27 protein-coding genes are annotated in these 26,506 nt (G+C 58.0%); 9 read left to right on the forward strand and 18 right to left on the reverse strand.

Translation table 11 applies throughout. The annotated features are described in order from the left end of the window. Window positions 1–14 precede the first annotated feature (14 nt). On the reverse strand, window positions 15–1,043 hold the full coding sequence (locus HK24_RS04610; protein ID WP_086633492.1) for an MYG1 family protein: 1,029 nt from the start codon (window positions 1,041–1,043) through the stop codon (window positions 15–17). Between the two features lie 191 nt (window positions 1,044–1,234). On the opposite strand from HK24_RS04610, the gene hflX reads away from it, so the two are divergent. Then, window positions 1,235–2,587, forward strand: a complete 1,353-nt coding sequence (hflX, locus tag HK24_RS04615) for a GTPase HflX (RefSeq protein WP_086633493.1) — start codon at window positions 1,235–1,237, stop codon at window positions 2,585–2,587. 111 nt (window positions 2,588–2,698) lie between these two features. On the opposite strand, the gene pgm is transcribed toward hflX, so the two are convergent. The 3 genes from pgm to HK24_RS04630 all read right to left on the reverse strand — a co-directional run bounded on the left by pgm (window position 2,699) and on the right by HK24_RS04630 (window position 6,637). Beyond that, the gene (gene pgm, locus HK24_RS04620) at window positions 2,699–4,345 is read right to left on the reverse strand and encodes a phosphoglucomutase (alpha-D-glucose-1,6-bisphosphate-dependent) (protein ID WP_086633494.1); all 1,647 of its coding nucleotides are present in this window, start codon (window positions 4,343–4,345) and stop codon (window positions 2,699–2,701) included. Window positions 4,346–4,535: 190 nt separating this feature from the next. Then, entirely contained in the window at window positions 4,536–6,059 is a 1,524-nt protein-coding gene (locus HK24_RS04625; protein WP_086633495.1) for a Do family serine endopeptidase, read from the reverse strand. Window positions 6,060–6,172: 113 nt separating this feature from the next. Then, window positions 6,173–6,637: a nucleoside deaminase gene (locus HK24_RS04630; RefSeq protein WP_086633496.1), complete on the reverse strand. Its 465-nt coding sequence runs from the start codon at window positions 6,635–6,637 to the stop codon at window positions 6,173–6,175. 6 nt (window positions 6,638–6,643) lie between these two features. On the opposite strand from HK24_RS04630, the gene HK24_RS04635 reads away from it, so the two are divergent. From HK24_RS04635 to HK24_RS04655, 5 genes are all read left to right on the forward strand, one after another. Further along, complete coding sequence (locus HK24_RS04635; protein WP_086633497.1) at window positions 6,644–7,384, forward strand: gamma-glutamyl-gamma-aminobutyrate hydrolase family protein; 741 nt, start codon at window positions 6,644–6,646, stop codon at window positions 7,382–7,384. Then, a complete protein-coding gene (locus tag HK24_RS04640) occupies window positions 7,381–8,166 on the forward strand; it encodes a pseudouridine synthase (RefSeq protein WP_086633498.1) in 786 nt (261 codons plus the stop codon). The genes HK24_RS04635 and HK24_RS04640 overlap by 4 nt, the downstream gene beginning before the upstream one ends. Window positions 8,167–8,169: 3 nt before the next feature. Further along, window positions 8,170–8,769 (forward strand): 16S rRNA (guanine(966)-N(2))-methyltransferase RsmD, encoded by a 600-nt coding sequence (gene rsmD / locus HK24_RS04645; protein ID WP_086633499.1) that lies wholly within the window; start codon window positions 8,170–8,172, stop codon window positions 8,767–8,769. 117 nt (window positions 8,770–8,886) lie between these two features. Next, entirely contained in the window at window positions 8,887–11,595 is a 2,709-nt protein-coding gene (locus HK24_RS04650) for a DNA translocase FtsK (protein ID WP_086633500.1), read from the forward strand. Continuing rightward, window positions 11,585–12,307 carry an RluA family pseudouridine synthase gene (locus HK24_RS04655; protein WP_086633501.1) on the forward strand — a complete coding sequence of 241 codons (723 nt, stop codon included), beginning with the start codon at window positions 11,585–11,587 and terminating at the stop codon, window positions 12,305–12,307. Before HK24_RS04650 ends, HK24_RS04655 begins: the two co-directional genes overlap by 11 nt. On the opposite strand, the gene HK24_RS04660 is transcribed toward HK24_RS04655, so the two are convergent. From HK24_RS04660 to HK24_RS13780, 12 genes are all read right to left on the reverse strand, one after another. Continuing rightward, window positions 12,298–13,095, reverse strand: a complete 798-nt coding sequence (locus HK24_RS04660) for a DUF4097 family beta strand repeat-containing protein (RefSeq protein WP_233126108.1) — start codon at window positions 13,093–13,095, stop codon at window positions 12,298–12,300. The two genes, HK24_RS04655 and HK24_RS04660, sit on opposite strands and share 10 nt — an antisense overlap. Next, on the reverse strand, window positions 13,056–13,466 hold the full coding sequence (locus tag HK24_RS04665) for a hypothetical protein (RefSeq protein WP_086633502.1): 411 nt from the start codon (window positions 13,464–13,466) through the stop codon (window positions 13,056–13,058). Before HK24_RS04665 ends, HK24_RS04660 begins: the two co-directional genes overlap by 40 nt. Window positions 13,467–13,596: 130 nt before the next feature. Next, window positions 13,597–14,007, reverse strand: a complete 411-nt coding sequence (locus HK24_RS04670; RefSeq protein WP_086633503.1) for a hypothetical protein — start codon at window positions 14,005–14,007, stop codon at window positions 13,597–13,599. 88 nt (window positions 14,008–14,095) lie between these two features. After that, entirely contained in the window at window positions 14,096–15,520 is a 1,425-nt protein-coding gene (locus HK24_RS04675) for a sugar porter family MFS transporter (protein WP_233126109.1), read from the reverse strand. Between the two features lie 84 nt (window positions 15,521–15,604). Beyond that, complete coding sequence (locus HK24_RS04680; protein ID WP_086633505.1) at window positions 15,605–16,630, reverse strand: asparaginase; 1,026 nt, start codon at window positions 16,628–16,630, stop codon at window positions 15,605–15,607. An 18-nt stretch (window positions 16,631–16,648) separates the two neighbouring features. Continuing rightward, window positions 16,649–17,110, reverse strand: a complete 462-nt coding sequence (locus HK24_RS04685) for a hypothetical protein (protein WP_086633506.1) — start codon at window positions 17,108–17,110, stop codon at window positions 16,649–16,651. 6 nt (window positions 17,111–17,116) lie between these two features. Continuing rightward, a complete protein-coding gene (locus tag HK24_RS04690; protein ID WP_046900634.1) occupies window positions 17,117–17,656 on the reverse strand; it encodes a Fur family transcriptional regulator in 540 nt (179 codons plus the stop codon). A 63-nt stretch (window positions 17,657–17,719) separates the two neighbouring features. Further along, window positions 17,720–19,597 carry a phosphoenolpyruvate--protein phosphotransferase gene (ptsP, locus tag HK24_RS04695; RefSeq protein WP_369826508.1) on the reverse strand — a complete coding sequence of 626 codons (1,878 nt, stop codon included), beginning with the start codon at window positions 19,595–19,597 and terminating at the stop codon, window positions 17,720–17,722. After that, a complete protein-coding gene (locus HK24_RS04700; RefSeq protein WP_086633508.1) occupies window positions 19,584–19,868 on the reverse strand; it encodes an HPr family phosphocarrier protein in 285 nt (94 codons plus the stop codon). The genes ptsP and HK24_RS04700 overlap by 14 nt, the downstream gene beginning before the upstream one ends. Window position 19,869: 1 nt before the next feature. After that, window positions 19,870–20,310 carry a PTS sugar transporter subunit IIA gene (locus tag HK24_RS04705; RefSeq protein WP_086633509.1) on the reverse strand — a complete coding sequence of 147 codons (441 nt, stop codon included), beginning with the start codon at window positions 20,308–20,310 and terminating at the stop codon, window positions 19,870–19,872. Continuing rightward, complete coding sequence (gene rapZ / locus HK24_RS04710; RefSeq protein ID WP_086633510.1) at window positions 20,307–21,275, reverse strand: RNase adapter RapZ; 969 nt, start codon at window positions 21,273–21,275, stop codon at window positions 20,307–20,309. The genes HK24_RS04705 and rapZ overlap by 4 nt, the downstream gene beginning before the upstream one ends. Window positions 21,276–21,324: 49 nt before the next feature. Further along, window positions 21,325–21,789, reverse strand: a complete 465-nt coding sequence (locus HK24_RS13780; RefSeq protein ID WP_255376433.1) for an HPr kinase/phosphorylase — start codon at window positions 21,787–21,789, stop codon at window positions 21,325–21,327. Between the two features lie 126 nt (window positions 21,790–21,915). Here HK24_RS13780 and HK24_RS13785 point away from each other — a divergent pair, with 126 nt between their 5' ends. Both HK24_RS13785 and HK24_RS04720 read left to right on the forward strand, forming a co-directional pair. Continuing rightward, on the forward strand, window positions 21,916–22,266 hold the full coding sequence (locus tag HK24_RS13785; RefSeq protein ID WP_046900628.1) for an endoribonuclease L-PSP: 351 nt from the start codon (window positions 21,916–21,918) through the stop codon (window positions 22,264–22,266). Window positions 22,267–22,438: 172 nt separating this feature from the next. Continuing rightward, window positions 22,439–22,822 carry a UrcA family protein gene (locus HK24_RS04720; protein ID WP_086633511.1) on the forward strand — a complete coding sequence of 128 codons (384 nt, stop codon included), beginning with the start codon at window positions 22,439–22,441 and terminating at the stop codon, window positions 22,820–22,822. Window positions 22,823–22,976: 154 nt separating this feature from the next. Here the strand turns inward: HK24_RS04720 and HK24_RS04725 are convergent, their stop codons facing one another. Further along, a complete protein-coding gene (locus tag HK24_RS04725; protein WP_086633512.1) occupies window positions 22,977–24,800 on the reverse strand; it encodes a stimulus-sensing domain-containing protein in 1,824 nt (607 codons plus the stop codon). Between the two features lie 40 nt (window positions 24,801–24,840). Then, window positions 24,841–25,611: a response regulator transcription factor gene (locus HK24_RS04730; RefSeq protein WP_086633513.1), complete on the reverse strand. Its 771-nt coding sequence runs from the start codon at window positions 25,609–25,611 to the stop codon at window positions 24,841–24,843. Between the two features lie 184 nt (window positions 25,612–25,795). On the opposite strand from HK24_RS04730, the gene HK24_RS04735 reads away from it, so the two are divergent. Beyond that, the gene (locus HK24_RS04735; protein ID WP_064274586.1) at window positions 25,796–26,425 is read left to right on the forward strand and encodes a nucleotide exchange factor GrpE; all 630 of its coding nucleotides are present in this window, start codon (window positions 25,796–25,798) and stop codon (window positions 26,423–26,425) included. The last annotated feature ends 81 nt before the right edge of the window (window positions 26,426–26,506 follow it).

A 26,506-nucleotide genomic window follows, 5' to 3' on the forward strand; every position in this document is an offset into this window, starting at 1 on the left:
TCTAATGCCGGTGATCAGTCAGCTTTAGATTTCAGGGCCGCATCGATTTCCAACGCCAGGCGCGCCATGGTGATGGCCCCATTCCGGCTTCCCGCACCACAGATGAAACGGGCCGGATGAGCAAAAACTGCATCCGGAACGCCCGAAACGGCCGCTAGCGCAGTTTTTTCCAGCCCACCCCAGGCCTCCGGCAAAGAGACGCGCTGCCCGAAATCGCCACGCACAGGGGGAATGGCCTTCACGTTCCACTGCTCCGGGCCTGCTGGAGAGACAACATACACAACCGGAAGATCCCGCTCGAAAATGACCTTTTCCGTGGGCATTCCTGTTTCCATGACAAGGATGCGCTTGTCTTCCGCAGCCTCGTAAGCTTCCACAACGCGGTTAGCGGCCTTGAGGCTGGCCCGTACACGGTCAACCATATTGACCAGATGGGATGCGACGGCCGTTGCCGCATTCGCAAACCCTAAAGCTTCACGCTTTTTGGCTTCCTGCGCTCCGTACAGCTCCGCAGTATCCCAGGCCGGGCTGCACGCAGAAACAATATCCGCAAGAGACAGCTTGCCCATCTTGGCTACACCATTGTCATCCTGATCAACAGGAATGATCAGGGACTTGTCGAGCGACTGCCAGATGGCGGCAACCATGTCCTCGGTCACCGGTGTGGTGACGATATTGCGGATGGCTGCGTGACCGTAGTCCTTCCACAACAGACCCGCAGCGCTATACGGCGTCCCGTCTTCACGCAGGGGCTTGTCCTTCATGTGATGGTCATAGCGCCCGATGGACGGATCAAAGACACCGCCGACATCAAAAACGATATCGGCTTCTGCAATACGCTCCGGCGACCGGGTGCGAACAAACTGCAGGCGGTTGTCTGCGTCCTCACCGAGCACACGGCCACGCAGGCTGCCTTCCGGCGAAAGAGCGTAGTGAAGAATGGCGTAACCCAGCGTCTCGTCGGCATGGAAATTGCCCGAATGGGTCAATGCCTTGACGGTTCTGGCTTCTTTTCCGAGACCAATTGGGGTGTGTTCTGACATCTGTACGGACCTGCTGACGGCAAAGGGGTGGTTTCTGATTGTGCCTTCTCATGCCGCACCCCCCAGCCCCAGACAACAAACTTCGTCAGAAACGTGCAGAAAATGCGTTGTTTTCCGCTTCATCGAAACAGTGAATCACGCCGTCCATGCATTTCGATGGCGTTGTCATAATCCGTGCTATGTAAGGGCGAATGGAAACAAAGCTCCCCATTCCGCTCGCCGTTCTCGTCGGCATCCAGACCCCTGACGTCGATGACGTCGCACACGAAGCCAGCCTGGAAGAACTTGGGAGACTGGTTAAAACCCTTGGCTATGACGTCATCGGGTCCGTCTCGCAAAAGCGCGAAGGTACGGGTGCTGCGTCGCTCCTTGGCGCTGGCAAGCTGGAAGAGCTCGCAGACATTACCGGCGGCCGCGGGATCATCACACCGATGGTCAAGACCCCGATGACAAAGGCCCGCAAACGCTTTGAGGGCACCGTTGAAGCATCAGAGCCCGATGAAGAAGACTCAGATGGCCCCCGCAAGCCAGAATTTGTCATTGTTGACCACGAACTGACACCCAGTCAGATCCGCAATCTCGAACGCGCTACCGGCGCGCAGGTGCTGGATCGTACGGGTGTCATTGTTGAAATTTTCCATCGTCACGCCAATACCCGCGAAGCAAAGCTTCAGGTGGAGATGGCGCGGCTGAAATACGTTGCACCACGCCTGCGGGAATCTTCGAATGGTGGCGGCAGACAGCAGGGGCCTGGGGCTGGCGAAACCAATCTGTCGCTTGATCGCCGCAAGATCCGGGACCGCCTTGCCGAGCTGAAAACCCAGCTGGAAGCCGTGCAACGCGATAGCGATAACCGGCGTTCTGCACGGCGGGATCAGCTCCGCGTCGCTCTGGTGGGTTACACCAATGCTGGCAAGTCCTCCCTGATGCGCGCGCTAACCGGTAGCGAAGTTCTGGTGCAGGACAAGCTCTTCGCTACGCTCGATACGACAGTTCGGACGCTTCAGCCCGAGACACGTCCGCGTATTCTTGTGTCCGACACGGTGGGCTTCATCAAACAGCTCCCCCATGATCTGGTCGCCTCGTTCCGCTCTACGCTGTCTGAAGCACTGGAAGCGTCACTACTGCTGTTTGTCGTAGATGCCTCGGACCCGACTTACGAAGCGCAGCTTGAGGTTAGCCGCAGTGTTCTGCATGAAATCGGAGCGGATGTTGTGCCGTCCCGGCTTGTTCTGAACAAAATGGATAAGGTGGATGACGCCCGGCGCGCTGAACTGCTTGAAAGGCATCCAGACGCCATTCCATTGTCTGCACATCGGCCGGACGATGTGAGTGCTCTACGAGAGAGCCTGATCGCCTTCTTCGAGACGAAAATGGTCGATGATGTTCTGGTACTGCCCTACTCGAAACAGGGACTGATCGGCGAGATTTACGAGAGCGCCCGCGTCCTGTCCGAAGATCACGACGAGACAGGTCGTATTCTGAAAATCCGGGGCCTGCCGGGTGCCATTGCGCGGTTGCACCGAAGCCTCTCGGGAAAATAAAGGCTCGTACTGCCCATAACTTACCGAGCAGGAATAACATTCTAAAAAAAGCCATCATCTCGTTAAAGATGGTGGCCCAATGTTGTTACTGCGCTTTTGAAGGCGACACCTTCAAGACGCAAAGACTTTGGAAATCGCAGCCTGCGCCTCCTCCTGAATGGCCTTCAGGTGCTCTGGGCTTTTGAAGCTCTCGGCATAGATCTTATAGACATCTTCCGTGCCGGATGGACGGGCTGCGAACCAGCCGTTTTCCGTCACAACCTTTAGGCCGCCGATCGCCGCGCCATTGCCCGGTGCCTTCGTGAGCTTGGCAATGATCTTGTCACCAGCCAGTTCTTCAAGCGGGAACTGCTCAGGCGCCAGCTTGCTGAGCTTGGCCTTCTGCTCCGGGTTTGCCGCTGCGTCGATCCGCGCATAGTACGGCGTTCCGAGGCGAGCGATGATCTCATGGTAGTGCTGGCTTGGATTCTTGCCCGTCTTGGCTGTGATTTCCGCAGCAAGAAGGCCGAGAATGAGACCGTCCTTGTCGGTCGTCCAGACAGAGCCATCCCGGCGCAGGAAAGTTGCGCCGGCACTTTCCTCACCGCCGAAGCCTAGCGAGCCATCCATCAGGCCCGGCACGAACCATTTCAGACCGACCGGCACTTCGACCAGCTTGCGGCCCATATCCGCGACAACGCGATCAATCAGACCACTGCTCACCAGCGTCTTGCCGACACCCAGATCAGGCTTCCAGTCCGGACGGTTCTGGAACAGGTACGAAACCGCCACAGCCAGATAGTGGTTCGGGTTCATCAAGCCATCCGGCATGGCCACGATGCCATGACGGTCTGCATCCGTGTCATTGGCGAACGCAACGTCAAAATCCTGGCCCATCTTGATGAGACGCGCCATGGCATAGGGCGAAGAACAGTCCATACGGATCTGCCCGTCCCAGTCTGCCGTCATGAACGCAAACTGCGGGTCCACAACATCGCTGACGATCGTAGCGTTCAGGCCATACTTCTCAACAATCGGCTTCCAGTAACCAACAGCAGCGCCACCCAGCGGATCAATACCAATCTTCACGCCCGCATCACGGATGGCCGCCATGTCGATGACGTTTTCCAGATCGGCCACATACGGCGTGACGTAATCATAGCGCTTGATGGACGGTGCGTTCTTGGCTTCGTCGTAAGGCAGGCGCTTTACGTCCTTCAGGCCATTCGCCAGCAGGTCATTCGCCATGTCCTGAATGGCTTTCGTCACGGCCGTATCTGCCGGACCACCATTCGTCGGATTGTACTTGAAACCACCATCCGTCGGCGGGTTATGGGACGGCGTGACGACAACACCATCGGCCAGCCCCGCTGTGCGGCCCTTGTTGTAGGTCAGAATGGCGTGGGAAATGACAGGCGTCGGCGTGTAGCCATCGTTCTGGTCAATGCGGACGTCAATGCCGTGGGCCGCGAAAACCTCAATGGCCGAGCGCTGTGCCGGGGCCGACAGGGCGTGCGAGTCAATGCCAATGAAAAGCGGGCCATCAATCCCCTCCGCCTTACGATACCGACAGATTGCTTCACAGATAGCGAGGATATGGCCTTCATTGAAGCTGGTATGTAAAGACGAACCACGGTGTCCGGAAGTACCGAACGAAACACGCTGGGTTGGGATGGAGACGTCTGGCTTGCGATCATAATAAGCGGCAACCAGGGCCGATATATCCGTCAACTGCGACTGATCGAGCGTTTTTCCGGCGAGGGGGCTGATATTGGCCATTAATCCAAAATCCTTAACAGATCCGCGTTTTAAGCGACCGTAACGCACGAACGCCAATTGCGGCTCAGAAAAACTTATCTCGGGCCTTCTGTCCAGTTACAGAACTCTGACGCCTTCCCTTGTGGCGAACATAAAAAAAGCGGGGAGACATCTGTCCCCCCGCTCTGTTTCGTAAAACCCGATACGAGAATTACTGGAGATCGTCGCCTGAGCTGCCATCATCCGAACCATCAGGCGAGACAGCAACAAAGAGCTGCTGCCCGTCACGCAGGATGCGTAGCAGAGGGGGCTGCTTGCGGGACAAAGCGTCACGCACCTGCGCTACCACAGCCTTCGGAGACGGCGTGACGTGATTTCCCACGGCCACAATAATGTCGCCCGGACGAATGCCAGACTGATCAGCCGGGGAACCCTGAACAACGTCAGCAACGACGGCACCCTGCACGCTGTCATCCAAGCCCAGCTCCTGTCGCGCGCGCGGCGTCAGGGATGCCAAAGACACACCAAGCTTGCCAGCACCGGCGGACTGGCTGCTATCTGCACCACCACTGCCATGATCCTGATTGGCGAGGTTGCCCACCGTGAACTTCACATCCATCGGCTTGCCGTCACGCAGCAGGTTCACCGTAGCGTCTGTCCCAGGCGCAATGGAGACAACCTTCACAGCCAGATCATGGCCATTCTTCACCGGATGGCCATTCAGCGTCAGGATGACGTCACCGCTCTTGATACCAGCCTTTTCAGCCGGGCTACCCTTGGAGACGGACGCCACCAGCGTACCATGCGGCGGAGCACCGGGCTCCGGGGACTTCAGGTTGAGCGCCTGAGCCATCGTCGGAGAAATATCCTGCCCCTCGATGCCGAAATAGCCACGCGTCACATGACCCGTCTTTTCAAGCTGATCGACGACAGATCGCACCGTGTTGGACGGAATGGCAAAGCCGATACCGATTGAGCCACCACCGTTCGGCGAAATGATCATGGAGTTGATGCCCACGACCTTGCCATCCTGCGTGAACAGCGGGCCACCGGAGTTGCCGTGGTTGATCGGCGCATCAACCTGGATGAAGTCGTTATACGCGCCGGAATGCAGATCACGGCCCAGAGCCGAGACGATACCTGCCGTCACGGTTCCGCCAAGACCGTAAGGATTGCCGACGGCAACGACCCATTCGCCCGGCTGGACATCATCAGAATCACCGAGGTCGATGAACGGCAGTTTTCCGGTTGGCTTCACACGCAGAAGAGCCACGTCCGTCTTCGGATCACGGCCAATGATCTTGGCCTGCAATGTGGTCCCGTCATCCAGCGTGACCGTCACCTTCGTGGCGCCATTCACAACGTGGTTGTTGGTTACCACATAACCATCAGCCGAGATGATGAAGCCTGATCCGCGAGCTTCCACCGTGCGGTTCTGCTGCTGTTGCTGCGGCATCATCTGGAACGGGAAAGGAAACGGGAAAGGCGAGCCCTGCATTCCGCCGCCATCACCGCCTGGGCCGTTCTCTTCCTGCTCGGCAACATCGGCCTTGATGTGTGCCGTGATGGAAACAACGGCAGGCTTCACCTGCTTCACAAGAGTGACGAAGTTGGGCAGCGCCTGAACATTGGTCTGCGGCTTGATGGCTCCGTTATCCGCCATGGCAGCGGGAGCGGCGACCAGAAAGGTCGTGGCAGCGAGGGCAGCAAGGGAAGCGCGGAAGCGTGTGGTCATGTCAGTCCCGATTGTTACAGAAGAACGGTTCGGTCGTTATAAGTCCGCACTATGCACTGCGTTCCCATTCACCAAGCTGACCGGGAGGTGAAACATCCGTAAGTCTTTGTTTGTCACCCTTTCCGCAGCCGCTGGAAGAATGTCCTGAGCTGAAGAGCAGCTTCCCGTTCACGTAGTCCGCCGATCACTTCCGGCCTGTGCAGGCAGGTCGGCCGTTCAAACACACGCGGACCATGTTCGACCCCGCCACCTTTGGGATCATAAGCACCGAACACGACACGCTCGCACCTGAAATGCACAATGGCGCCCGCGCACATCGGGCAGGGTTCCAGCGTGACAACAAGCGTACATCCTGTCAGGCGCGACGAGCCAAGCTTCACCGCCGCCGCACGCATGGCCAGAAGTTCAGCATGGGCAGAGGCGTCATACAGTTCCTCTACGCGGTTGCGCGCCACGGACACGACATCTCCCGCCGCATCCAGCACAACCGCCCCCACGGGAACTTCACCCTGTCGGGCCGCTTCGTCTGCGGCATCAAGAGCCAACTGCATGGCCCGGCTTGTATCGGCCTGAATCATGATGCGATGATGGGGCGTATGACCACCGCCCGTCCATCCCCTTCCCGGAACACAGCTCCGCTCATTGGTCTTACGCTCGATCATGAGCCTGGCGGTCCGGGGCAATTTTCTCGCTATCCTTATCATGCCTTGCGAGAAAATTATCTCACGGCCCTCAGTGACGCTGGCGGCTTACCAGTCTGCCTGGGATATGTGGGGAACGCGGAAGCGATGGTAGAGCGCCTGGACGCCCTCGTTATCACTGGCGGTGCGTTTGACGTTGATCCGGCGTTGTATGCGGAAGAGCCTCATCCTCTGACCACCCCCCGTCCCGCCAGAACATCTGCCGAGCTTGCCCTTCTGCGTGCTGCACTCAAGCGGAACATTCCTGTTCTGGGAATCTGTGGCGGCATGCAACTTATGGCCGTGAATGCGGGCGGGACGCTGATCCAGCATCTTCCACCCGAACTGGAACACGAGCAGCCCAACCCGCGCCATGAACCCGGACATACGGTTTCCGTTGTAGCTGGCACCCGCCTGGCCCGCATTGCTGACACCGAGATCATGCACGTCAATTCGTCCCACCATCAGGCTGTGCGGACGGCAGGAAGGGCAAAAATCTCGGCTGTAGCGGCGGACGGTGTGATCGAGGCAATCGAACTGGACGACGCAAAATTCGCCATTGGTGTACAGTGGCATCCTGAATTCACCCTCGACCCCGGCGACCGTCGCCTGTATGCGGCGCTGGTGGAGGCAGCAGCACGATGACCGAAGAACTTAACCCGACCCCTGAAACATCCGACGGCCCAAGAGGCGAACGCATCGCGAAGTTCCTTGCGCGCGCTGGCGTTGCCAGCCGTCGTGACGTGGAACGCATGATCGAAGACAGCCGGATCAAGATGGACGGCCAACCCGTCACGCATCCCGCAACATTCGTTCAGCCGGGTGATATCGTGCTGGTTGACGGTAAGCCCGTGGATAATCCCGAGCGTACCCGTCTGTGGCGTTATCACAAGCCTGACGGCCTTCTGACCACGCATCGTGACCCGCAGGAACGCCGGACAGTTTTTGACTCCCTGCCTGAGGGAATGCCGCGTGTTATCAGCGTCGGCCGACTGGATATCAATTCCGAGGGTCTGCTGCTGCTGACAAACGATGGCGAACTGGCACGTCGTCTGGAACTGCCCGGCAATGCCTGGGTCCGCCGTTACCGTGTGCGCGTTTTCGGCATGGTGGACGAGAGACGTCTGGCCTCTCTGGTCGATGGTTTTGAATTTGAAGGCATCCGTTACGGCTCGATCGAAGCCGAACTGGATTCCGTCAAGGGTGACAACTCCTGGCTGACCGTCTCTTTGCGTGAAGGCAAGAACCGGGAAATTCGTCAGGTCATGCGCGGACTGAACCTTCATGTGAGCCGTCTGATCCGTCTGTCGTATGGTCCGTTTCAACTCGGCTCCCTGAAGGCGCGTGAGCTTGAGGAAGTCAACGGGAAGACGCTGCGCGAGCAGATCCCCGATCTACCTGCTCCGACCCGTAAGCGGACCCGCTGATTCATGCGGATTGTTGGCGGAGAGAACAAGGGCCGTGCACTTATGGCCCCACGGGGAGAAGGAACGCGCCCGACATCTGATCGGACGCGGCAGGCCATCTTTGACATGCTGGCTCATGCCCCGTGGTACGGGCATGATGAGCTTGAAGAGGCCATTGTTCTGGACGGTTATGCCGGAACAGGGGCGATGGGCCTGGAAGCCCTGTCCCGCGGTGCTCAGCGCGCATCTTTCATTGAGCGGGACCGCAATGCCCTGAACGCCCTGCGCGCCAATCTCGATATCTGCCGCGCTCGGGACATCTCCCGCGTGCTGAGTTGCAGCGTGACACATCCACCCCGCGCAACAGAGTCGCATACGCTGATTTTCCTGGATCCACCTTACGGGAAAACACTGGTCGAATCGGGTCTGCGCGCTCTGGCGCGAGGGGGCTGGATTGCTGAAGGTGCACTGATCGTTGCAGAGACGGGAGCGACTGAAGATTTTGCCCCGTTTGTGCCACCTTCCGAACACTTTTCCCCCACACTTCCTGCCGAGCCACTCGTGATCCGGAAATTCGGCGCGGCAAAGGTGACCATCTGGCGACATTCATCCACTGTTCCTTAATTTTCCTACTGTATTCAGTGGCCTGTCAGGTATAATTCAGTCTTGATCTGAAAGCCGTAATCCAGAAAACCGACGGGGTGACGAGACTTGGCCGTGTTCAGCCGTTCGACCAGCACAGTGCGCAACATCGTTCGTGAAGCACACGACCGTCACATGACACCAAAGCTCCGGAGTGCGCTGAACGCCCGCCTCATGGAGCTTCTGGGACTGGGCTTTCTGATTGCGGCTGTTGCCATCGGCATCGCGCTGTGGAGCTTCAACCCGCACGATCCGTCGTTCAATACGTCCACGGGAACAGAACCTACGAACCTTCTGGGCCGGACCGGCGCCACTATTTCGGACGGTCTGGTGCAGTGGCTGGGCTTGGGAAGTGGTCTGCCGATTGTCGTGCTGCTGGCCTGGGCCTGGCGTATGGTCCGCCATCACGGCATGAGCGCACCCATCGTCCGGATTATTGCTGCACTTCTGCTTCTTCCAGCCGGCGCCACGTTCATTGGCACGCTCCAGCTGCTTATTCCGGGGCTTGAAGTAGCCTGGCCGACCGCGGCCGGTCTGGGCGGCGAAATGGGCGTGTCCTGTGCTCATCGTCTGCTTGACGCCGCACACGCTGAAGCCGGTTCAGCAGGCAGCGCATTGGCAGTGTTTCTTGTTCTGCTCCTGATGGGCATTCTGTTGCCACTTGCCATGGGGCTTCAGTGGCGCGAATGGCGCGCCATGGGACAGGGCGCCGCATTGCTGGCCCGCCAGCCCGTGGCTCTTGCCCGACGCATGAACGGCCCGCAGACGTCCGATCGTCCTGCTCCCGACCCGCGTCAGTACGAATTCCAGCGCGGCAATACGGGAAGCAGCCCTGCACCAGATGCAGCGCCCCTGTCTTTTCTGCGTCGCAGCTTCGGCAAGAGCGACCCAAGCACGCGCCCGTCTCCCTTCGTGCCGCAGAACACGGGCTGGATGCAGCCTCCCATGGAAACGGCGGAGGATCCTTACGAGCATCCGGCAGTCATGCGGAAAGAAGCTGCCAACGCCGCGGCCCCGGATCCGCAGGTGCCGGAAGAGGAAGAAGCGCCGTCCAACCCTTATGCTGAACGACTGGCGCAGATTGCCCGCCAGAGGAATGTTCAAACAATCCAGCGTTCGCATGTTGAAGACGATGCGGATGAAGATGGGCCGCAGAGCAGCATCGAGCCGCCTGCACCAGAGCCGGAACAGCGCCGCAGCCTCTTCGGAATGCGTCGTCCTGAGCGCCCGGCTCAGCCACAACCTGCGGCACGCCCGATGCCACCGCGCACCCCCGCAGCAACAGGCTGGGAACTTCCCCCGCTGTCTCTGCTGAACCCACCGCCTGCACACGCCTCCACAGGTCCCTCGCAGGAAACGCTTCAGTCCAATGCACGACTGCTGGAAAGTGTTCTGGCGGATTACGGCGTTCAGGGCACGATTGGCGACATTCACGCAGGTCCGGTTGTCACGCTTTATGAGCTTGAACCTGCTCCGGGTATCCGATCGTCACGTGTGATCGGTCTGGCAGATGACGTGGCGCGGTCCCTCTCCGTTCTCAGTGTGCGCATCGCGACGGTGCCGGGCCGAAATGTCATTGGTATCGAGGTTCCGAACGCCAAGCGCGAGATGGTGTTCTTCTCCGAACTGCTTATGACGCCGGAATGGACCAATGGCGTGGGCCGCCTCCAGATTGCGCTGGGCAAGGATATTGCTGGCGTTCCGGTCTATACGGATCTGGCAAAAATGCCGCATCTACTGGTCGCTGGTACGACTGGATCGGGTAAGTCCGTTGGTATCAACTCCATGATCCTGTCACTGCTCTATCGGCTTAGCCCGGAAGAGTGCCGTCTGATCATGATTGATCCAAAGATCTTGGAACTGTCGATTTACGACGGAATTCCGCATCTTCTGACCCCTGTGGTGACGGAACCGGCAAAGGCTGTCAGTGCTCTCAAGTGGACCGTGCAGGAGATGGACCGTCGCTATCGTCTGATGGCGCAGCTTCAGGTCCGTAATATCAACGGCTACAACGAACGCGTCAGCCAGCTTCGGGCATCCGGGGAGATGGTCACCCGCCGCGTTCAGACCGGCTTTGATCCTGAGACAGGCAAGCCCGTCTTTGACGAACAGCAGGTTCCGCTGGAAAACCTGCCGTATATCGTCGTGGTGATCGACGAAATGGCTGACCTGATGATGGTCGCTGGCAAGGAAATCGAGACGGCAGTACAGCGCCTTGCGCAGAAGGCGCGTGCTGCTGGTATTCACGTTATCATGGCAACGCAGCGCCCGTCCGTTGACGTGATTACCGGCACCATCAAGGCCAACTTCCCAACCCGTATTTCCTTCCAGGTCATCAGCAAGTTCGATAGTCGTACCATTCTGCAGGAACAGGGTGCCGAGCAGCTTCTTGGCCAGGGTGACATGCTGTTCATGCAGGGCGGCGGCCGCATTACGCGTGTCCATGGCCCGTTTGTGGCGGATGATGAGGTTGAAGAAGTCGTGGCAGATCTGCGCTCCAAGGGCGATCCGATCTACAACGATGACGTTGTCTCCGGGGAAGATGAAGAAGGTGGCTCCTCCAGTGGCGGCATGAGCAGCGGCGGAAGCGGTGGAGATGGTGAAGGTAGCCTGTTCGAACAGGCCGTAGACATTGTCATGACGGAAGGTCGCGCCTCGACCAGCTTTATCCAGCGCCATCTCTCGATCGGGTATAACCGCGCAGCGAAACTGATTGACCAGATGGAAAAGGAAGGCATCATCGGGCCAGCCAACCATGTGGGCAAACGTGAAATTCTAGCCCGTCGTCCGGCATCCCATGAGGACTGACAGACGCAGAAGCCGCGGCGAAACTCCCCCCTCCCCTGCCCCGCGTGGTCTTTTCTATCTGGGGCAGGATCTTCCTGTTCTGCTGGAAACCTCGCGCTTCCTGATCCTGAACAAACCCGCCGGGCTGGCTGTTCATCCCGGTCCATCCACTCAGGATTCGGTAGAGACGCGCCTTGTGACCCATCCACGCGGCGGGCCTTGGCTGGCCCACCGCCTTGATGCGGATACATCTGGCTGCCTGCTGATTGCACGCCGCAAGACGGCTCTGATCGAAGCTCAGAATGCTTTTCAGGCGCGCCAGGTCCGCAAACTGTACTGGACCGTTGTTGAAGGCGTCCCAGCTCAGCAGGAAGGCGAAATTTCCGCTCCCCTGCTCCGACATTCGATGCCCTCAGGCTGGCGTATGATTGTGGACCCGAAAGGCGATGCTGCCATCACGCGGTGGCGCGTTCTGGGCCAGGCAGGCAGCCGGAGCTGGCTGGAGCTGGAACTTCTGACAGGACGTACCCATCAGGCCCGCATCCATTGTGCGCATCTCGGGACGCCGATTGTGGGTGACCGGGTTTACGGCTCAGAAAATGCAGGGGGCCTGCATCTTCTGGCTCGTAGCCTTCACGTACCGCTCGCTGAAGAAACCCTCGACGCTGTTGCGCCACCCGCCCCAGCCATGGCCGAGGCGCTGCGTCATTTAGGATGGGACGGTCAGTCCTGAACGATACGGATGGTTCCGGAGACATTCCGGAGCGTGACATGGTCTTTCCCGTCACCGACCTTTCCACTTGCTGCAATCTTCCGGGACTCACTTGAGACAAGGCTCGGTTTCTCCCATGGACCAACATTCACAGCCAGACCTAGGGACTGCTCAAGGGGAAAGTCTTTCTGCGAACGTCCCTGACGAAGTTGGATGTCGAAGGTTCCACCGAAACCCTTCGGCAAGTGAAGCGTGATATCGCCGGACGCAGATTCCAAAAGCGCAGTGCGCGCATTGGGTGCTGAAATCAGGGTGATGTCCTGATCGCCGCTGGAGCTTTTGGCCGTGACGTCCCCGGCTGCTTTCTCAAGATGCGCGTCACCGCTCACAGTCATCAGTATCGCGGCCCCAGCTGCCCCGGCAACAGTGATATCGCCGCTAACGGACTTGATCTGAAGCGCACCCTGAATCTGACCAATCTGGGTATCACCACTGACCGTTGAGACGGATACAGGGCCATTGGATGATGAAACGTCCGTATCACCACTGACACTTCGGATGGACAGCGGCCCGGAAGAGGTTTTGACTTCTACATCCCCACTGATGGTGGAAATGATCCCCCCTTCCGGCAGGGTTGCGTAGGATAGATCTTCGCTGGATGTGCTCTGACTGAGCGGAGCAGCGAGCGCGCTGGAAGTCAGGCAGGTTGCAGCAAGCAGCACAGGGAAAACGGCACGGAAAACAGGCATTGTATTCGCTTTCTTTGGCATCAGAAGGAGTTGGATGATGCAACCGGGCGGTTCATCCATGCTGCATACATTCCACGCACGACGGCCCAGGCGGTGAGAATACCCCATGTCAGGGTCAGTCCCCACGGCACGACCATGAAGACCAGACCAAGACCACCCGTGATGGCGCCAAGCCCTGCGACCATCAGGTGAATCAGGCCAATAACTGTCAGCGCAAATACCCCATACCAGAACAGTCTGATCTGCCAGTCCAGCTGGGCACGTTTCAGGCCAGTTGCGGAGCGGCGCGCTACATGGGCGAGTGTTACGCCCACGAATGCCGTAATTCCCGTAAAGAAGCCGGCGAGATACAGCGCATAAATCAGCAGGACGTAGTCACGGCCCGTATCCTGTCGGGCGGCTCCATAACCGGACATCGTCGTGGTGTACATGAATGAACTCCTCTGGAGGATGATCCTCAACAGAAGAGCTCATGCAGAAACCGTGCCAGTTCCCGATTTTCCTATCAGCCTGCCTTGCCACTCACTGCAAGACAGACTGAGAATGGCGTAATTCGCCAGTTTATTCGCCAAGCGCCCGAAAGCGATCAGGTAGTGGCCCCTGGTTCTGCGTCAGGGACCGTACGCCATAAAACAGCGACAGGAGCAGAGCGATGTTCCACAGAGCAAAAATACCAATCGGAATCAGGAAGAGGAGCTGTCCTGGCCCGGAACTTCCAGGAGGTTCAGTGATGAAGCAGGCGCCGAAAAGAGCAGCACACCCGATGATGAAGGCAACGTCATACCAGAATAAACGAATGAGCCAGCTCAGATGCGTTCGAACCACACCGTGGCTGGAGCCTTTCAGGACGTAAGCGAGAATTACTCCCGCCAATAGGGAAATGCCCGTGAAAAATCGGGCGATATAGAGCCCATAAACAAGGAGAACGCCTCCACGACCCGGACCTTCGGACGAGAGAGAAAAATTGGTCATGACAGCCTCCTTCAGCTGGTCCCCTTTATAGCAGAAACGTCCGACCAAAAGCCGAACGTTTCTATCGGGCAGAATATATTTTGGGAGATTAGCGGCCGAGCTTGCGCAGCTTTGTGCCCTGCATTAGTCGCTTCTCAATAACGGCCAGAGACATACCCTTTGTTTCTGGCACGAACAGGATTGTCAGCAGCAAAAACAGTGCATTCAGGCCTGCGAAGAGCCAGAATGTTCCGCCTGTTCCAATGGCTTTCATAAGCGACAGGAAGCTCACACCCACCAGAAGATTGGTCATCCAGTTTGTGAATGTTGACATCGCAATACCGAAATCGCGACCGCCAAGAGGCTGAATTTCCGCACAGAGAACCCACATCAGCGGGCCAGCAGACATCGCAAATCCGGCACAGAAGATCATCAGCAGGAACACGGCTGCGATCTGGGAAGACTGCGTTGTCATGCCGCCCTGAAGCAGCATGGCAAGCACGCCCATTCCAATCGCCATGACTGTGAAGCCAGCATACAGGATTGGCTTACGGCCCCAGCGATCCACAAGACCAACCGCCACAAACGTTGCCAGCATGTTGACCAGGCCGATAATGGCCGTGCACCACATCTGGGAATGCGCATCGAAATGAGCCGCCGCCAGGATATTCGGGGCGTAATACATCACGATATTGATGCCCGCGAGCTGCTGCATCGCCTGCAACATGATGCCCAGAGCGACAGAACGACGGAAATTGCTGTTCGTACGGAAAAGCTTGAAGCCTTCCTGCTTGGTTTCAAGCTGCTCACGAATGGCGCGAATTTCCTTGGCAGCCTCCAGCGGGTCATTCCGCAGATCCACGAGGATCTCACGGGCTTCCTTGTGACGTCCCTGCATAATCAGCCAGCGCGGGCTGTATGGCAGAAACAGAACGCCAATCAGAAACAGGACCGCAGGAATACCTGCGACACCAAACATCCAGCGCCAGTTTTCACTGTAGGAAAAATAGGTGTCTGACAGGAACGCGACGAAAATACCGACCGTCACCATCAGCTGGTAGGTCGAGACCATGGCGCCACGAGACTCTTCGCTGGCGATTTCCGACAGGTATAATGGCGCCGTAAAGGCTGAAATACCCACCGCAATTCCCATGATGACGCGGAAGACAATGATGGATGGAAGGGACCATCCCATCGCACAGCCCAGCGTTCCAACCACGAACACTGCTGCGCCAAGAATAAGGGATCGCTTGCGGCCAAGATGATGGGAAAGCCAGCCTGCACCAAGAGCACCAGCGGCGGCACCTGCCATCATGGAGCTGACGACCCATTCCAGCGCCAGCGTAGACGCATGGAATTCCTGACCGATCAGATCCAGAGCACCCGCAACAACACCGATATCCAGACCGGACATTAACCCTGCGAGGGCGGCAATCACTCCAATGGCGATGATCTTGAACCGTGTTGGATCAAAAACAGATGTTCCACTGTTATCTGGCTGGGTGGTCTCTTCGGTCCTGACCTGATCCGTCATGCTTGGCGGGTATCCTTCGCAAAAAAATGACACCCACCAGTTCTGGTGGATGCCTGAATTGTCATCTTTATAGCACGATCTCGCTTAGATCGTGAGGGCAGCCCTGATTTCACCCACCGTAACGCCCTGCCAGTTACGCAGTGTCTGCGTTTTGGTGTCAGCGAAAATCGCATGATCTTTTGCCGTTCGGCACATCGTTTCACCACCGAAATGATGCAGCAGAGCCGACATGGCCACTTCTGCCGCCCTGTTGGCACCGTCATCCGTCTTGATGGCGAAACCCAGTCCCTGTTCCGGCAATGCTGCGATCATGACACCTTCAGCGCCCATTTTGATGAACGCACGAGTTTCGAAATTGTTCATGACCGTTGTGTCGTATCGTCCGGTTCCGGCCACCATGAACGGATGAGCTGCCACAGCCTCCCGAAGCCGCTCTGTCGCTTTGGCTCTTTCAGAAGAAAGGCCGACACCACTCCCGAACCGGGCAAAACCATGGGCAAGAGCCTTTAGAGGCACCGCATATGTTGGCATCGAACAGCCATCCGTTCCGCGGTTGGCATCTGTATGAGGCGTCTGGGTCATGGAGGCCAGAACATCTGTCACACGGCGCTGGATCTCATGAGCGGGATCAATGTAGCCCACAGGATCAACCCCCTGGTCACAAGCCAGACAGATGAGACCGGCGTGCTTGCCGGAACAGTTGTTGTGAAGCGGGCATGCGGACTGATGCGCGGCGGCCAGGGCACGGGCCGCAGGCTCATACGTTGGCCAATGAGTTCCACATTCCAGGGCCGCGACATCCCGTCCCACGGCGGCGAGCATGGAAGCAGCAGCCTTGGCGTGCGCCTCTTCGCCATTATGAGAGGCACAGGCGAGCGCAAGGGCTTCGTCGGAAAGGCCCAGCCGATCAGCCGCTCCACTTTCGACGAGTTCAATTGCCAGCAGGGACTTGACGGTCGAACGCGGAAAGACAGCTGCATCCACATCCCCGCAGGACCACACGACAGAGCCATCGGCATCCACAACCACAGCCCGGCCCAGATGCCGTGATTCAACCTGTTTTCCGCGCGTGACTTCCGCGAGCAATCCGGAGCCCGTGTGTGCTGTCATGTCTTTTAACCTTTGTTGTCAGCGACCTGATGGATCTTTTGCGACCAGCACATAGCACGGCCCGTGACCCTCGTGAGCCACCTCCAGCCAGGACTGGATCAACCGGCGTCGCACACGCAGAATTCCGATGTCCTGCTCGGGCGGGATATCGGCTAGAGCCAGTGCGGCCAGAGATCCCTCAAGAAAAATCAACCGGTCTGCGAGGGGTAATCCGCCGTCGAGAATAGCTTGTCCCTCTGCGCGGCCCATCAGGGCGTACAGAAAGGTCTCACCAGCCGGGGGATGGAACGCCTCAGCATCAAGCATGACGGCGCCTACATCTTCAGCAGTCAGATGTGTCACTGGAGGCTGCCAGTCCAAAAGATCCGGCTGAGAGATAGCCTGCGTTTTTTTTGCGCGGCGAACTTGGGGCGGAGGTGATGAGCGCTCTGGAAGAGTGTCAAACGGCAGGGCGGGCGGTGGAGAACGTCTCACGCCCATGATGGGTCAGTTCCCGCTTCGAGCGCCGGTTTTCTGGCAGGCTGCGCAAACACCCTCAATTTCTACAGTCGCAGCCTCAGCCCGAAATCCAACATCCTTGGCCGCCAGCATGAGGGCCGGCACAATCGTTTCCTGTTCAAGCTCCCACGCCCGCCCACAGGATTTGCAGATCAGGAATTGAGCACGATGAACGCCCCATTCTCCATGATCGCACCCATGGTGGCAGTCTGTCGCATGGGAGCAGGCAACGAAAGCACTCAGTCTTTCAAGCCGATGGATCAGCCCCTGTTCCAGAAGGAAATCCAGTGCACGATAGACGGTCGGAGGAGCGGCATTGGGGTGCGCTGGTCGCAATCGCGCCAGCAAATCGTAAGCACCGGACGGCTTATCGGAAGACAGGATCAGCCCCAGAACCTGACGTCGCGTCTCCGTCAGGCGTTGGCCACGGTGACGGCACCAGTCCCCAGCCCGCTCAAGACGGGAGGTGATGGATGGGGAAAAGGACAGGTCCTCCGCAGAGGAGGTCTCAAAAGACGAATCCGGCATGGTCTCTCCTATATGGCATCATGCCGACTGTTTTTCGATAGAGAGCCTTGAAGCGGACCAGAATCAGAGTGCGAAATCACGGATCAGCGACTGAATGGAAGCCAGATCTGTCTCCATCATCACATGGCGTCTGAGGTGATCACAGTCTTCCATCTTCAGCGTTCTGATCAGGCGTTTCACGCGTGGAAGAGAGGCAGAATTCATGGAAAACGACCGTAGGCCAAGTCCAATCAGCAGCGCGACCACCCGCGGGTCCGATGCCATTTCTCCACATACCGAGATAGGACGATGAGCTCGCAAAGCGGACTCTGCTGTCAGGGCAATCAGCTGAAGTACGGCAGGGTGCAGCGGGCTGTAGCGGTCCGCCACCATGGAATCCGCCCGATCCACAGCCAGCGTGTACATCGTCAGATCGTTGGTCCCGAGGGCCATAAAGTCCGCATGCTGGGCCATGGTATTGGCCGTCAGAGCTGCTGCGGGCGTTTCAACCATGATGCCTAAGGGCGGCAGCGGGTCCGGCAAAACGATCTGACGGCGCTTGAGGCGGCGAGCGACCTTGTCATAAATTTCCCGCGCCTCAATCACCTCATCCGCCGATGTTACCATCGGAAGGAGAATGCGGACCGGGCCAATGGCCGTATTGCCGTCTGCAGGCGAGGCTGCCCGCAGAATGGCGGCAAACTGCGTCTCCAGCACATCCGGAACGCGCAGAAGGAGGCGGATACCCCGCAAACCGAGCGCGGGGTTGTCTCCATCCGCCACCTGTTCCGCGAGACCCAGGCGACGCATGCAGGCCCGCCCTTTTTCACCGCCCCAGTCCAGAACACGGATTGTGACCGGTCGGCCGTCCATGCCTTCAATGATGGAGCGATACGTTGCTGTCTGCCCGTCTTCATCCGGCAGATCGTCCCGCTCGCCGAACAGGAATTCACTACGCAGAAGGCCAATTCCCTTGGCACCATTGCGCAACAGCATGGGCAATTCGGCCGGGAGCTCCAGATTGGCCAGAAGCTCGATGGGTTCGCCACCCTGAAGCTGGGCAGGAAGCTTTTTCAGGCGACCGAAAGTGCGCTTTTCCTTGGCCTCTTTCTGGGCAGCTTCCCGTGCCAGACGCAACTCTGTTTCATTGGGAGACAGAGTGATGGTGCCAAGATGCCCGTCAACGACAAGCATATCGCCTTCCGTGACCTGCGCCATAAGGTTTGGTACGGCCAGAATGGCTGGAATATCGAGCGCACGCAGCAAGATGGCCGTATGATCAGCGCCACCACCGCCTTCTGTTACGACGGCGGCAATCCGGGCGGGATCAATCATCGCCACATCCGCCGGACGAAGCTGTTCCGCCACCAGCACTGACCCCGGAGGAAGGCTGGAGAATGCACGGTAAGAGACGCCCGTCAGGTTGCGGATCAACCTGCGCCCAATTTCCTCAAACTCGCCTGCCAGCCTTAGATTGGCGTCCTGCTCCTGCCCGCCATTCTCCCCAGCCATGGCTTCGGCAGTTCTCAGAACCTGAAGCGCCAACGCTTCACTCACATCTGCGACCGCAGCCTCAGCGCAGAGCCCCTCTTCCTCAATCCGCATCCTGACTTGCCGCGTCAGGCGCGAGGGGCCAAGCATGCGCTCATAAACCGTCAGAAGCGTCGCGATCTCTTCGCGCCCTTCTTCAGGAAGCCCGACAAGCCTGTCGCGCATTTTCTCGATCTGTCGCAGGGCGCGGGTGATGGCGCTCTGAAGCCTTGCCAGCTCTGCCTCAGAACCAATCTGGCTGTATCGCTCGACAATTTCCGGAAGGGGAAGTTCTTCCACACGCCCTGCCGGGCCAAGACCAATCGCCTGGGTAATGGCTTTACCCTGAAGGGTCAGGGATGTGTTGGACGCCTTGCGGGAACGGCTTCCTCTTGGACGTGGTGCCCGAAGTGGCGTTTCAGTCACGCTCACCAAATCCGTCAGAAATCAGCGCTTCGACAGCATCCAGTGCTTCAGCAGCCTGTCGGCCGTGTGACCTGAGGGTAACAGTCTCGCCTTCCCCAGCCCCCAGCATCATGAGCCCCATGATGGACAGAGCCGAGACGACGTTGCCGCCGCGTTCCACTGTGGTTTCCGCGTCAAATCGCTCGGCCGTGGTTACGAGCTTAGCGGCGGCACGGGCATGAAGCCCCAGCCGATTGACGATGGTCAGAGTGCGGGGCGAGAGAGTTGTTTCGCTCATTTTATGGGACCGGCATGACACAGGGGCGCGGCCCCCCATGCAGACAGGGGTCAGGGAGCTGGGAAGCCACCGCGATATACTTACGCCCAGCCATGGTTGCTTTTTCGATACAGCCTTCAAGATCCAGCCCAACACGGGTCTTGGCCAGCTTGACCAACATGGGAACATTCACACCAGACACAACTTCAACATGCCCCGGTTCCCGAAGGGACAGGGCCAGATTGGACGGTGAACTCCCAAAAATATCCGTCAGGACAAGAACACCCTCACCTGTATCAAGCTGATGCAGGAGCTTGTCCGCCTCTGGCCGCAGAAGTGCCGGATCATCGTCATCGCCGACACCGACAATGCCGATCTGAGCCTGAGGCCCGACCACGTGCACCATCGTTTCAAGCAGAACTTCACCCAGCCTGCCGTGCGTCACCAGCATCAGACCAATCATGCAGACTTGTCCTGGACCGACGCATCATGAGGGGGAACAGCCCAGCGCCATGAGGACAGTCCTTTTCGGGCGAGCTCTCTGTGCAGGACCATCATCGGGCCAACAGGAGCAGTTCTGGGCAAAAGACGGGCCAGCTCTTCAATGATGGTTACTGAACGATGGCGACCACCGCTGCATCCGACAGCAATAGTGGCATATTTCTTGCCCTCCTCAACGAAGCGCGGGAGCACCAGATCGAGCAGGCCGTGCACATGACTGAAGAAAGCACCGTAGGCGGGATCGGCTTTAACGTGCTGCACGACAGCCTGATCCAGCCCCGTCATGGGCTGAAGCGTGGCGTCATAGTGAGGGTTACGTAGAAAGCGGGCGTCGAACACCATATCGGCTTCGCGCGGCAAACCAGATGGATATGCAAAAGACATGAGAGCCACGGTCAGGCCATCTTTTGCGTCATTTCCAAAGCGTGTTTCGATGAGCTGACGCAATTCCGGAGCAGGCAGATCAGAGGTATCGATCACAAAATCCGCATGTGCACGCAGAGGTGCCAGCAGACGCGTTTCCTGTTCGATACCCGGAAGAACCGTTCCGCTACTGACCAGCGGATGACGACGACGGGTGGCTGTAAAACGGCGCAGCAGGATTTCCGGCTCTGCTGTTGCGTAAAGGAGCTGGACCTGACTTCCCGGCAAGGCTTTCAGCTTATCGATTTCATCGAGAACACCAGAGGCTTCGAAACCGCGGCTTCGAACGTCAATGCCAATGGCCAGACGTTCACCACTTCGAGAAGCCAAAGCCTCGAGCAGATGCAATGGCGGATTGTCCACAACTTCGTGGCCCAGATCTTCCAGCACACGTAAAATGGATGATTTTCCGGCACCGGAAAGCCCTGTGACAATCAGGATCTGTCTGGAACCAGGACCATATCCTGCCGAAGGTTCGGACTCGGGAATATTCGCCGGTGTCATGTGCCCTACTCTAGCCCTTTTTCAAAAGAGAAGGAACTATTTCGCAGCTTCAGATTCCCGCAGTGTCGCCCCCTGCCCCCGTTACCCAGTCATACGTTCCCCGACAGGCCTGAAACGCGGCCATCACGCGGGATGAATCCCCCGGCAGACAGCCGTTTATGTGCAGAACAACAGCTCCGGTTTGTGGGTCTTTTTCCGGGGTCGGCAGGCGGTCTCCCTGCATCCCGAGCAGCACTTTGAGAATCACTCTCGCATTTGTGACAAAAGGTGTCCTGAGAATCCCCACTCCGCGCACCTCAAGCAGTCCTTCCAACGCAGATGGGGGGCTAACCAGCGGTCCATCCAACAGAACACGATCATCAGACACAAGCGAGAAACCGCGTTCCATCAGTTGCAGGGCGAGCATCGATTTTCCGGAGCCTGATGGACCGCACAGAAGGATCGCATCTCCGTCGTGTGCCACGCAGGACGCATAAAATGTTTCGCTTTCAGGAAACCGTTTCTGAGATGACACTGATTGCGGCCTTTTCAAGACGGGGCTAGAAGCGTTTGCGATAGATCGAGCTGTATCGCCATCAGCTCATCAAGAGTCTGGGGAGGCAACCGCAGCCTCCGATGATGAATCGGAAATACGGATCTTATGGGCGATTTTTCCAGGAATGATATTGTTACCGTTCACGGTGACGAAGTGACCTGCACGGACTTTGACGGCCTTGGACCGCAGGGAGAACGCCCGCAGCGCCTTGCCGAAGAATGCCAGGCCGCACTGAACGCGATCTCCGGCGCCCTGGCAGAACATGGACTGACCCTTGACCAGACGCGCCACGTCGCTGCGATGCTGCGTGAAGGAGATGGTTTCAGTCAGTGTCAAAGCGCACTTGGAGAAGCCCTCGCCTCAGCCAGACCGGCCCTGACGCTGCGAATTGTTCAGGGCTTTCCCGATACCAATCAGCGGATCGCTCTCAGCCTGATTGCCAGCCCTTCTCCATAATGTGGTGAATTTCACCACATTATGTATTTGTGAGCCAACTATCTAAGTTCGATCTCTAATTTTTCAGCTTTTGAATAATTTTTATCGCTGAAAACCAAGTTTGGCACGCCTTCTGCATAGTGAAAATCAGGCGACATGATCGCCTCATCTTTCAGGCAGAAAGGCCCTCGTCATGTCTCGTATTTCCATCTCCGTCTGCACCGCTCTTGTCGCTGCACTCTCCCTCGCCCCTGTGTCACACAGCAGAGCCGCCCCCCTTCTCCCAGCTGTCGTGCCTACGACGTCCAGCCAGACAATCAGCGTTTCCGGATTGGACCTGACGTCTAAACAGGGTTGGCAAATTGCTGAAAATCGAATCGAAGATGCATCGCGGGCGGTGTGCAGCATCTCGAATCCGATGGATATGGCGACTCTGGACGATGTGTCCTCCTGCGCCGAAAGAGCCCGTGAAGGCGCTTTACAGACCCTACGGGACATCCGGTCAGAACAGAGAGACAGCCATCGGGTTGGGCACGTTCTGCTTGCTGCCAAGCCTGACGCATATCCTCATGGCTAAGGATATTATTTCGCCCCTGTGCATCCTCACGCTAGCAATTCCGTTCGCCGCGACACTCCTGTTGCAGGAGGGCGGCACGGAACAACAGAAGAGTATTATCGTCACCGGAAATCAGTTTGGGCTTGCAGCATATCAGCATGCCTCACCGCTCAGATCAGGGAGCCCGAGGCAATCTGACCACGAAACATGCACCGGAGATTGCACCAGAAGCGTCCACGATATTCTCGGCAAACAGGCTTCCCCGCAGAGCGTGGATAATCTGACGGCTGATCGCCAGACCAAGGCCGGAATGCTGCCCGAAATTCTCAGTCTGCGGCCGCTCTGAATAAAAGCGGTCAAAGACGCTTTCGAGCTTTCCTGGTGGAATTCCGGGCCCTTGATCACTGATGGTAATTTCCACCACGCTACCGGTTCCGGGTCCGTTGCCAGCGACTTCCCGCGCACTGGCATGAAGCGCGATGATCCCATTAGGAGGCGAAAACGAGACTGCATTGCCAATCAGGTTCCGCAGCACCTGAACAAGACGGTCTTCGACAGCAAACGCCCGAAGCGGTGGCTCTTGATCCCGAACATCCAGACGCAGAATGGGAGCATCTTCCTTACGCGTGGTCTGGTGCATTTCGGCCAGAATGGCAAGGAGCGCCACGACCGTTACGGGTTCCGGCCGCACGCGCGAAAGCTCGGCGTCGATCCGGCTTGCATCCGAAATATCCGTAATCAAACGATCCAGCCGTTTGACGTCACTATTGATGATCCCCAACAGACGATCCCGCCGTTCTGGAATCGCAATTCTGGGAAGTGTTTCAATGGCTGACCGGATAGACGAAAGCGGGTTTTTGATTTCGTGACTGACGTCCGCAGCAAAGCGTTCGATGTCATCCATACGCGCCCACAAAGCCAAAGCACTTCCACGCAGTGAGCGCGCCAGAACACCGATTTCGTCACGTCTGGCCAAGAGGCGCTCCGGGACAAGGTCCTTGCGCCCGTCAGATTCCCTCATTTCGTGTGAGGCACGCGCCAGTGTCAGCAGCGGGCGAGCAATTGTCAGGGACAGATACCAGGACAGCAGGACCGTCACGATCAACGCCGCCAGCACAAGCGACAGGATGGAAGAGCGAACCGCAAACAAGGATCGATCTACTTCCGGGGCATGCCGGGTCAACTGGATTTCCCCAACTGTCAGCCCATCATGCACCACAGGCTCCACAACCGTCACGACCAGCTGATGATCCTTGGTCCGACGGATGAAGGGCGGCAGTTCGGACTGCGCTCTGAGCGGCTGTGCATCATGGGGACCGTCAGTTGCGGCATCTGGCGTGTCGAGTGTGACAATGCCTTCACTGGATGTGAGCGGCAGCAGCGACAGGAGCCAGTCATAAAAGGTTTCCAGCGCGTTGTTCCGCGGCGGATGCCATGTTTCCCCCTCGGGAACTGCATCGGGCGCTACGGCTTTAGGCGGCAGTTTTGGCTCCGTCCGACTATCCGCAACCAGCTTGCCATCCGGATCAAACAACAGGGCATGAGCATTGGGGCTTGGCTCTGTCAGGCGCGCAAGGAGCGGCCTTGCGCGGAAATCCAGAACATAATCACCCCCTGGCGCAGGCTTCCCGCCTGTTTTGGGCGCAGCACTGACGGCTGACTGCCCGATGGCCGCGGCATAAATGTGAGCCTGCTCGCGCAGAGCATTGACGTCTGTTTCGAGCAAGCCGTTCTGAAACTGGTCCAGAAACAGCAATGTCACAGCCAAAAGAGCCAAAGGCAGTATGTTCAGAAGAAGGATACGCCCCAGCAGAGGTGAGGCAAGCCTGCGCCGTTGACTGCGATCCCCGTCCCCCCCTGTGCCCGCATTGAGCACACGACGGATGGACTGCCAGACACCAGCTCTGACGGCCGCTGCACGACGACGGTCACGCCCCTGCTCAAGGCGATCCGAATCCAGATCGTAGGGGAGTGCATGGGCCGGCTCTCTACGACCCATGACGTACCTTCTGCCTCACAAGCAAACCCGTCACAGCGCCTCACTCATCCTTGTAACGGTATCCAATGCCGTAGAGCGTTTCGATCTGATTGAAGCTGTCATCCACCTGCCGGAATTTCTTGCGAACGCGCTTGATGTGGCTGTCGATCGTCCGGTCATCGACGTAAATGTTGTCGCCGTATGCCGCATCAATCAGCTGATCGCGGGACTTCACCATTCCCGGGCGCATGGCCAGCGCCTTCACCAGAAGAAATTCCGTAACAGTCAGGGCAATATCCTGACCGCCCCACAGACACTGATGTCGTGTTTCATCCAGAGAAAGCTGACCACGAACGATGGCTGAGCCCACAGTTGTGGCTCCTGCCGCTTCGGCGCGGCTGGCATCCTGCCGACGCAGCAATGCACGAATGCGTTCGATCAGCAGACGCTGGGAAAACGGCTTGGTGATGTAATCGTCAGCCCCGAGGCGCAGCCCCATGAGCTGATCCAGCTCCTCGTCTTTCGACGTCAGGAAAATGACAGGAAGGTTGGATCGGGCGCGCAGGCGCTGAAGCAGCTCCATACCGTCCATGCGCGGCATCTTGACGTCCAGCACCGCCAGGCTGACCGGGCGGCTGGTGATTCCCTGAAGCGCACTTTCACCATCCGTATAGGTGTGAACGGTGAACCCTTCGGATTCGAGGGTCATCTGGACGGAAGCAAGAATGTTCCGATCGTCATCCACAAGCGCGATAATCGGTGCTGCAGCGATGCCAGAAGGCGTCTGACAGTTGGCCGATTGAGGCGGAAAGGAAGTGTGGGGCGTCTCCATATGGGGTCCGTCTGCTAAAATCTGATGCGTAGATTATCTATAACGCATGGCGCACTGTGGCGGGAAATAGGCATTTCAATGACATCCTACCACGTTGCAACCCTTGTCTTTGAGACAATCCGCGTTATCTCCTGAAGAAGAACGGGGCCATGAGTTGGCCCGTCCCACAAGATAAGGTCGTGACATGACAGACCAGAAGACTACGCCGGAAACTGTAAACGACGTGCCTGAGCAGGGCGTCGAGACCCCCGGCATGAACGAAACCGGCGGCGAAACGCTGGAAGAAACCACGCCGGAAGCGCGCATTGAGGCTCTTGAAGCCGAAGTGGCAGAACTCAAGGATCGCTGGGTCCGTTCTGAAGCAGAGAACCAGAACATCCGCGCCCGCGCCAAGCGGGATGTGGAAGACGCTCGTCAGTACGCCATCCAGAAATTTGCGCGTGACGTCGTCGAGGCAGCTGAAAATCTCCAGCGCGGCCTTGCCTCCCTTCCGACGAAGACCGAGGGCGAAGACAGCCTCATCACAAAGCTGCGTGAAGGAATTGAAGGCACGGAACGGTCCTTCATCAACATTCTGGAACGTCACGGCATCACCTGTGAAGACCCGACCGGCAAGCCGTTTGATGCCAACCTGCATCAGGCCATGGCGGAACAACCCTCCGATCAGCATACGCCCGGCCACGTCATGCAGTCCTGGACGCCAGCATGGCTTCTGAAGGGCCGTTTGCTGAAGCCAGCCATGGTTGTTGTCGCCAAGGGAACGCCGGAAGCTGATGCAGCAAAGGCGTCTCCAGGTCTCGACACGACCGCCTGATCCCGCTCACGCAGGATTTCTTTTTGCGGAACGTCAGCTCTAATGGTTGGCGTTCCGTCAGACCCTGTTAGAAAATAGGGT

It is taken from the genome of Gluconobacter sp. DsW_058 (assembly GCF_002153615.1).
Classification (GTDB): domain Bacteria; phylum Pseudomonadota; class Alphaproteobacteria; order Acetobacterales; family Acetobacteraceae; genus Gluconobacter; species Gluconobacter cerinus.

Excerpts from the sequence above, each read along its gene's own strand:
- HK24_RS04725 (WP_086633512.1), bottom strand. The coding sequence starts at position 24,800 with ATGGGTCGTAGAGAGCCGGCCCATGCACTCCCCTACGATCTGGATTCG.
- HK24_RS13785 (WP_046900628.1), top strand. The coding sequence starts at position 21,916 with ATGGGCGATTTTTCCAGGAATGATATTGTTACCGTTCACGGTGACGAA.
- HK24_RS04720 (WP_086633511.1), top strand. The coding sequence starts at position 22,439 with ATGTCTCGTATTTCCATCTCCGTCTGCACCGCTCTTGTCGCTGCACTC.
- HK24_RS04640 (WP_086633498.1), top strand. The coding sequence starts at position 7,381 with ATGACCGAAGAACTTAACCCGACCCCTGAAACATCCGACGGCCCAAGA.
- HK24_RS04655 (WP_086633501.1), top strand. The coding sequence starts at position 11,585 with ATGAGGACTGACAGACGCAGAAGCCGCGGCGAAACTCCCCCCTCCCCT.
- HK24_RS04630 (WP_086633496.1), bottom strand. The coding sequence starts at position 6,637 with ATGATTCAGGCCGATACAAGCCGGGCCATGCAGTTGGCTCTTGATGCC.
- HK24_RS04660 (WP_233126108.1), bottom strand. The coding sequence starts at position 13,095 with ATGGATGAACCGCCCGGTTGCATCATCCAACTCCTTCTGATGCCAAAG.
- pgm (WP_086633494.1), bottom strand. The coding sequence starts at position 4,345 with ATGGCCAATATCAGCCCCCTCGCCGGAAAAACGCTCGATCAGTCGCAG.
- HK24_RS04730 (WP_086633513.1), bottom strand. The coding sequence starts at position 25,611 with ATGGAGACGCCCCACACTTCCTTTCCGCCTCAATCGGCCAACTGTCAG.
- HK24_RS04625 (WP_086633495.1), bottom strand. The coding sequence starts at position 6,059 with ATGACCACACGCTTCCGCGCTTCCCTTGCTGCCCTCGCTGCCACGACC.
- HK24_RS04685 (WP_086633506.1), bottom strand. The coding sequence starts at position 17,110 with ATGGGCGTGAGACGTTCTCCACCGCCCGCCCTGCCGTTTGACACTCTT.
- rsmD (WP_086633499.1), top strand. The coding sequence starts at position 8,170 with ATGCGGATTGTTGGCGGAGAGAACAAGGGCCGTGCACTTATGGCCCCA.
- HK24_RS04610 (WP_086633492.1), bottom strand. The coding sequence starts at position 1,043 with ATGTCAGAACACACCCCAATTGGTCTCGGAAAAGAAGCCAGAACCGTC.
- HK24_RS04680 (WP_086633505.1), bottom strand. The coding sequence starts at position 16,630 with ATGACAGCACACACGGGCTCCGGATTGCTCGCGGAAGTCACGCGCGGA.
- HK24_RS04700 (WP_086633508.1), bottom strand. The coding sequence starts at position 19,868 with ATGAGCGAAACAACTCTCTCGCCCCGCACTCTGACCATCGTCAATCGG.
- hflX (WP_086633493.1), top strand. The coding sequence starts at position 1,235 with ATGGAAACAAAGCTCCCCATTCCGCTCGCCGTTCTCGTCGGCATCCAG.
- HK24_RS04675 (WP_233126109.1), bottom strand. The coding sequence starts at position 15,520 with ATGACGGATCAGGTCAGGACCGAAGAGACCACCCAGCCAGATAACAGT.
- HK24_RS04690 (WP_046900634.1), bottom strand. The coding sequence starts at position 17,656 with ATGCCGGATTCGTCTTTTGAGACCTCCTCTGCGGAGGACCTGTCCTTT.
- HK24_RS04665 (WP_086633502.1), bottom strand. The coding sequence starts at position 13,466 with ATGTACACCACGACGATGTCCGGTTATGGAGCCGCCCGACAGGATACG.
- HK24_RS04735 (WP_064274586.1), top strand. The coding sequence starts at position 25,796 with ATGACAGACCAGAAGACTACGCCGGAAACTGTAAACGACGTGCCTGAG.
- rapZ (WP_086633510.1), bottom strand. The coding sequence starts at position 21,275 with ATGACACCGGCGAATATTCCCGAGTCCGAACCTTCGGCAGGATATGGT.
- HK24_RS04670 (WP_086633503.1), bottom strand. The coding sequence starts at position 14,007 with ATGACCAATTTTTCTCTCTCGTCCGAAGGTCCGGGTCGTGGAGGCGTT.
- HK24_RS04635 (WP_086633497.1), top strand. The coding sequence starts at position 6,644 with ATGATGGGGCGTATGACCACCGCCCGTCCATCCCCTTCCCGGAACACA.
- HK24_RS04705 (WP_086633509.1), bottom strand. The coding sequence starts at position 20,310 with ATGATTGGTCTGATGCTGGTGACGCACGGCAGGCTGGGTGAAGTTCTG.